At 36.4% G+C, this 6,492-nt stretch carries 5 protein-coding genes and 1 riboswitch; of the genes, 2 read left to right on the top strand and 3 right to left on the bottom strand.

Annotation, left to right across the window (positions count from 1 at the left end):
• Window positions 1-436: 436 nt before the first annotated feature.
• Window positions 437-943 (bottom strand): DoxX family protein, encoded by a 507-nt coding sequence (locus LRP83_RS03870; protein ID WP_230495366.1) that lies wholly within the window; start codon window positions 941-943, stop codon window positions 437-439.
• A 620-nt stretch (window positions 944-1,563) separates the two neighbouring features.
• Between LRP83_RS03870 and LRP83_RS03865 the strand changes: the two genes are divergently transcribed.
• Window positions 1,564-2,826 (top strand): MFS transporter, encoded by a 1,263-nt coding sequence (locus LRP83_RS03865; RefSeq protein ID WP_230495365.1) that lies wholly within the window; start codon window positions 1,564-1,566, stop codon window positions 2,824-2,826.
• A 40-nt stretch (window positions 2,827-2,866) separates the two neighbouring features.
• Here LRP83_RS03865 and LRP83_RS03860 read toward each other — a convergent pair whose 3' ends face one another.
• A complete protein-coding gene (locus LRP83_RS03860) occupies window positions 2,867-4,174 on the bottom strand; it encodes a nucleobase:cation symporter-2 family protein (RefSeq protein ID WP_230495364.1) in 1,308 nt (435 codons plus the stop codon).
• Window positions 4,171-4,764 (bottom strand): xanthine phosphoribosyltransferase, encoded by a 594-nt coding sequence (locus LRP83_RS03855; RefSeq protein WP_230495363.1) that lies wholly within the window; start codon window positions 4,762-4,764, stop codon window positions 4,171-4,173. The genes LRP83_RS03860 and LRP83_RS03855 overlap by 4 nt, the downstream gene beginning before the upstream one ends.
• Before the next feature lie 130 nt (window positions 4,765-4,894).
• A riboswitch (purine riboswitch) is annotated at window positions 4,895-4,996 on the bottom strand.
• A gap of 213 nt (window positions 4,997-5,209) precedes the next feature.
• On the opposite strand from LRP83_RS03855, the gene LRP83_RS03850 reads away from it, so the two are divergent.
• The gene (locus LRP83_RS03850) at window positions 5,210-6,490 is read left to right on the top strand and encodes an ATP-binding protein (RefSeq protein WP_230495362.1); all 1,281 of its coding nucleotides are present in this window, start codon (window positions 5,210-5,212) and stop codon (window positions 6,488-6,490) included.
• The last annotated feature ends 2 nt before the right edge of the window (window positions 6,491-6,492 follow it).

Genomic DNA, 6,492 nt, shown 5'->3' with positions numbered 1-6,492 from the left:
TGGAATTGCAAGTTTAAGAACAAGTGGATTCGCTCTTAATGGTGGATGAGCCAGATAAACGCCACCAATCTGAAAAATAGACGGAGAATTTCCGCTTAAATAGAAAATAGCATTGAAAATAGCTAAAATAGACGGAGATATTCCGCCTATTGACTAGAAAAACGTTAAAATGGGGGATTTTGCTTGGCATAAGCGGAAAAACTTCGCTTATTTAGCCCGAAACGTGCTCCATTCTGATTATAACCGGAAAATCTCCGCTTATTTTACCTTCGCTGGTTCCTTAATTTAAGACAAGGTTATCTTATCAATCGTTTTACATTGCAAAACTAGTACATAAAGGAAAATTACTTTTTTAACCAAAAGCGCAAACCAATTACAGCCAGACAAAAAAGTGCCAGGCCCATCCACTTTAGGATAATGCCTGACACTTTTTTAGTTATGCTCGATGTCCTATAGCTTTACTTTTAAATACAGTTTTACGAATAAATGGAACAACCCAACGGTCTAAACCGAATTTACCAGCATTGAAGCCTGCGAATAGAATGATTGCACCTAAGAATAAATCAGTTGGAATATGAGATACTGTGCCTGCTAAGAAGAAAGAGAAGTTCATGACAATTCCAAAGAACATAGCTGCTGTTGTTAAGCATCCTAGAATAAGTCCTAACCCTACTAAAAATTCGCCAAGAGGAACGATTGTATTAAATATATCTACGTTTGGAATTGCAAAGCTTTCTAGGAAGGATACATACCAGCTATAAACCGCGTTACCATCTGGACCTTTCACTGGATTGGCTACCGCATTTGCTAAATAACCAGAAGCATCAAATTCACCTGTTAACTTGTGCCAACCTGCTGTTAACCAAGAATACCCGATATATAAACGAATGATTGCTAATAATCCTGCTGCATAAGTATTTTCTCTTAACCATTTTACTAACATTTTGAAGCACCCCTTATTTGTTTATTTAAGTTTGATATATTGTTTACACTGTTAATATATCAAACTAAAAGAAGAAAAAGTGGTAAAAACTTACACATTCACAATTCTGTAAAAACATCTTGAACGAATCGTGAACGAAAACAATCTACCTGTGTTGTTATTAGAAATAAGGTTAGTTTCTTAGGAAATTGGGTTAGGCGATAAAGTGGAATAATTAGGCAATTAAATGGGGGAATCAGGCGATTAAATCACGATTATAGGCGATTATATAAGTGAATTAAGCGATTAAATTTTTTCATAATAAAACTGGGTTAAAAAATGAGCCAAATAATTATTATTTTTATCCGGAAAAAATCGAAAAAGTCGCCAATCGGCCTAAAATCACTCTTTTTTTCTAATCTTTCTTTAATAATCTAAATAATGCTCCTTCTTAATCGGGGAAACCTCCAGTCCGACGAAAATTTGGGGTGGTGCTGTCCAAAACATAGTTATAATCGTTTCTGAAACAATTAAATGTTTTAACCATTATTTTTCTAAAAAATCCTCAAGCTTCTAACACAGAATATTAATGAATAAGGAGTATAATAGGTAAAAAAACAATGTAGTAGGAGTAGAATTCATTGGATAAACAAAATAGCAAATATAGATGGGTTGTTTTCGCCTCAGTATTGTTTACCTATTTAATCATCGTAACCCAACGAACAGCACCAGGATTAATTACGGAAGAGTTGATGACGGAATTCAAAGTCACTGCCTCGACAATCGGCTTGCTAACAAGCATTCAATTTATGGCATATGCAAGCTTACAAATCCCAATCGGAATCCTATCGGATCGTTTTGGTCCAAATCTTTTCTTAATTGTCGGGACGCTATTAAACGGAATAGGCACTTTATTTTATAGTGTAGCTCCGAATGAAATGGTACTTCTACTTGCCAGATTATTAGTAGGGATAGGAGATGCGACCATTTGGGTCAATTTAGTTCTCATATTAAGCCAATGGTTCAAGGTGAAAGAATTTGTTGGTTTGCTTGGGATAGCAGGCATGACGGGAAGTTTTGGCTTCTTAATGGCAACTGTTCCTTTTTCTAATTGGATTGATATAGCTGGATGGAGAGAACCGTTTCTGATTATGGGGATTGTGTTATGTATTAACGCGCTGATTCTTTATTTTGTCCTTGTAAAGAAACCGAAACTTACATTAATTAAAGAAGCATCTGTTACTAAAGAAAATAAACGAGAAAAAACTCTCCCGATGCTTAGACGGATTTTTTCCAATCGTCAGGCATGGGCTACCTTTTTATGTCACTTTGGACTCGTGGGTACGTATATCGGATTTATTGGCTCATGGGCCGTACCATTCGGGATGAATGTTTATGGTTTAAGCCGTTCAGATGCAAGTCAGCTGATAATGATTGGTTTATTTGGTGCCATTCTTGGCGCACCGTTAACAAGTTGGATTTCCAATCGTTTAGGATCGATTAAGAAACCTTATATAGTTGTTCATGTCATCGTCTTTTTTAGTTGGATAGTCTTTCTTTTATTTCATGGAAAACCACCATACTTTATGCTCTTTTTACTATTTTTCCTGATTGGCTATGGTAATGGAGCAAGTACCTTAACCTTTGCAATCGTTCGAAATTCTTTTAACATGAAAGAAGTAGGTGTTGTCTCAGGGTTTGCCAATACCGGTGGATTCATAAGTGCAATCCTGTTACCAATCTTTTTTGGATTTATATTAGATCAATTTCAACATACTGGAAGTGATATTGGCTACCAATATGGCTTTATTATCCCAATTGTATTTACGATCCTAGGATTAGTTGGAGGCTTTATAATAAAGGAACAACGCCAGGAAGACAAACAACAGAGTCTCCTATCTTAAAAAATAAAGCGAACAGTGCTAGCCACTGTTCGCTTTTTACTTATGATGCCATCTTTTCTTCTAAAATTAATGCCTTTTTCTTCCCAGGAACCATATTAAACACAATATTTAAAGTAATCGCGGTTAAGCTTCCGGTTACAATTCCATTACTGGTTAAAATTTGTACAGCTTCTGGTAGATGAATGAACAAACCAGGAACAGCAGTAACCCCGAGACCCATACCGACAGAACATGCTACGATTAGTAAATTTTCCTGAGAATTTAGCTCCACCTTGCTCAGCATTTTTATTCCATAAGCAATAACCATCCCAAACATAGCCACCATCGCTCCACCTAAAACCGATGCAGGAATTACGGTTGTTAGCGCTCCGATTTTTGGAACTAAACCAAGAATGACAAGAAAGACACCTGTTGTATAGATGATGTTTTTACTTTTTATCCCAGATAATTGAACGAGCCCTACATTCTGGGAATAGGTTGTGTAAGGGAAAGCATTAAATAATCCTCCAAAAAGAATCGCCAACCCTTCTGCACGGTAGCCGTTAGCTAAATCCTTTTCCGTTATTTTTCGATTACAAATATCGCCAAGTGCGAAATAAACACCAGTTGATTCTACCAGACTAACCATAGCGACTAAACACATTGTTAAGATAGCTGAAACCTCAAACGTAGGCATTCCGAAATAGAAAGGCTTGGCTAGATGGAACCATGAAGCATCAGCAACAGCAGAAAAGTTCACCTTTCCCATGAAAAAGGCAACCATCGTTCCCCCGACTAATCCTAATAGAATCGCAATCGAACGAATAAAGCCATTTGCAAAACGATACAAACATAAAATAAAAAGTAACGTACCAAAAGCCAAAGAAATATTGGGAAGAGACCCAAAATCAGCACTGCCTTGTCCGCCAGCAATATTATTCATCGCCACAGGAATTAACGTAATCCCGATGATCGTTACAACCGAACCTGTAACGACAGGAGGGAAGAAGCGAACAAGCTTACCAAATACAGAAGCAATCAATACGACAAACAATCCGGAAACAAGGATTGAACCGTAAATAGCAGAAATACCATACTGCCCGCCGATAGCAATCATTGGTCCTACTGCTGTAAACGTACACCCCAAAACAACAGGCAATCCGATGCCAAAAAATTTATTTTTCCAAACCTGTAGAATAGTAGCAATCCCACACATTAAAATATCAATCGAAACAAGATAGGTTAATTGCTCTACCGTTAAACCAAGTGCTCCACCAACGATTAGGGGAACGATAACAGCTCCTGCATACATAGCGAGGACATGTTGGATACCTAAAGATGCAGTTTTTAAGCCTGATAGATTTTTCATGATAAAATAGCCTCCGATTCCTCTAGATAGGTGATGGTTCCTTCTTCTAATGACTGAATTCTAGCCAAGGATTCCACTCTAAGTCCTTCTTTTCGAAGCAGACTGCCACCTTGTTGAAAGCATTTTTCAATGAGAATTCCGATACCAACTACCTCAGCTCCTGCTTGCTTCACAATATCCACTAACCCTAATGCTGCCTGACCATTTGCTAAAAAATCATCGATAATTAAAACGCGATCATCAGAAGAGAGAAATTTGTTAGAAACAGAGATTTCGTTCGTTTCATTTTTAGTAAACGAATGAACTGTCGAAGTAAGTAAATCATCTACTAAAGTCAAAGACTTTCTTTTTCTAGCAAAAATAACAGGTACTCCCAGCTTAAGAGCTGTCATTAATCCAGGGGCAATTCCCGAAGATTCTATCGTTACTATTTTGGTAACCTTTGTTTCCTTAAAGCGATTCGCAAATTCTTTACCAATTTCGCTCATTAAGATGGGATCAATTTGATGATTAATAATCGAATCAACCTTCAATACATCCTTTGAAAGAACGAGGCCATCTTGTTCTATTTTTCTCTTTAAAAACTCCATGCGTATTCCTCCTCTTAGTTGGAAATAAGACAAAAAAACCTGAAAATCATTGCACTCCTCAAATTTAGAGTGAGTCAATGACCTTCAGGTTTTTCGAAGGAAAAAGGAAATAATCCTCCTTAAAAAAGGAGATTCCACATTGCTCACTCATAGTCAGAGTATTTACGGTACTCCGGTAGAAACTTGCAGGCCATATCCCCGCGATTATATGAGTGAATGCATCTTATTAAAGATTATGAATTGTATTATAGGGTCAAAATGTCAGTTTGTAAATAAAAAACTGACCATTTTATTGATATGGAAGAATTTTGTTCGTGTTTTATACGAAATCTCTCCAAAAGCCTTTTTAGATAGATGTAACTATTTTTTAAAATCACCTTCTAGAATGGGCTCCTTTTCGTTATGATAAAGGTACAAATACTAATCTTGCCATGAGAGGTCCTAAATGCTATCTTCTTATTCATTTTTTAATATTTTTTTTACTAAGTCTAAATGGATTTCCTTAATTCTTACTGCCTTGTTAACCGCGATTGCAAGTGAAATCAAGGTCATTCCTTTTAATGGAGAAGATTTCCGTTTCGGGTTAGGGAGTATTACCTTTTTTCTCATTATTCTTATTCATCCTCCAGTTTCATTGGTTCGTACAGGTTTCTTCACTGGTATAACCGTTGTTTGTTTTCGGATTGTTGAAGATTTGATTATGGGCCCGATTCCATTGTGGACGAGCATAATGAATCATCTACCAGCATTTCTTTTTTACTTTGTATTTGCTCTTGGACTTAGTGTTATAAAAATAGAAAAGTATAAAACCTTTCCACTTCTTCTAGGTGCTTTTGCTACAGGTTTAGAGTTTATCGGAAACGGCTCAGAGCATCTCTTACGCTATTGGTTCTTAAATCATGAAAACTTAGGGACTAGGGAATGGGCATTATTATGTGGGGTAGCCTTATTCCGAAGCTACTTTGTAGTCGGGATTTATAGTTCGATCACGGTAGCAGAACAAAAAAAACAAATGCAAGAAATGCTGGAAGTTGGCTCAGGATTATATTCGGAAACTCTTTATTTACAGAAATCTATGAATCATATTGAACAAATTACCGCATCTAGTCATGAGTTATATCGAAAATTAAAGAAGAGTGACCTTCACGAGTTAAGTGTAGAAGCCCTGCTCATCGCTCAAGAAATACACGAAGTGAAAAAAGATTCACAACGGATTCTTTCAGGTTTGTCTAAAATAACGACACAAAAAAGTAATAATGAACTTTTTCTCTCTGATGTGCTAGGTTTTGTCATTTCAGCCAATGAAAAATATAGTGAAATGTTAAGGAAGAAAATTACGTTCAATTTAACACTTTTAATCGACTTTTATACCCATCAGCAAATCCAACTTCTTGCCTTATTAAATAATTTAACTGCTAATGCGGTGGAAGCTATTGTAGAAAAGGGAAAAATCGATATTGATATTTTTGAAGAATTAGACTTTATTACTTTTATCATAAAGGATTCTGGAGCTGGAATTCGAGAAGAGGATTTAGCCATAATATTTGAGCCAGGATACACGACTAAGTTCAATGATCATGGAGTGGCCGCAACAGGAATCGGTCTCTCCCATGTAAATGAGATTGTTCATACCCTCCAAGGCGATATTTATGTAGAGTCACAAGCTGAAGGCACCACTTTTCGAATCAGGATTCCAATTGATAATATTAAAAAAAGGGGTGAATGAAA

This window comes from Pseudoneobacillus rhizosphaerae, assembly GCF_917563885.1.
Classification (GTDB): Bacteria; Bacillota; Bacilli; order Bacillales; family Cytobacillaceae; genus Pseudoneobacillus; species Pseudoneobacillus rhizosphaerae.
Note: the sequence above shows the minus strand (reverse complement) of the source record. Positions and strands in the feature narration are given on the sequence as shown.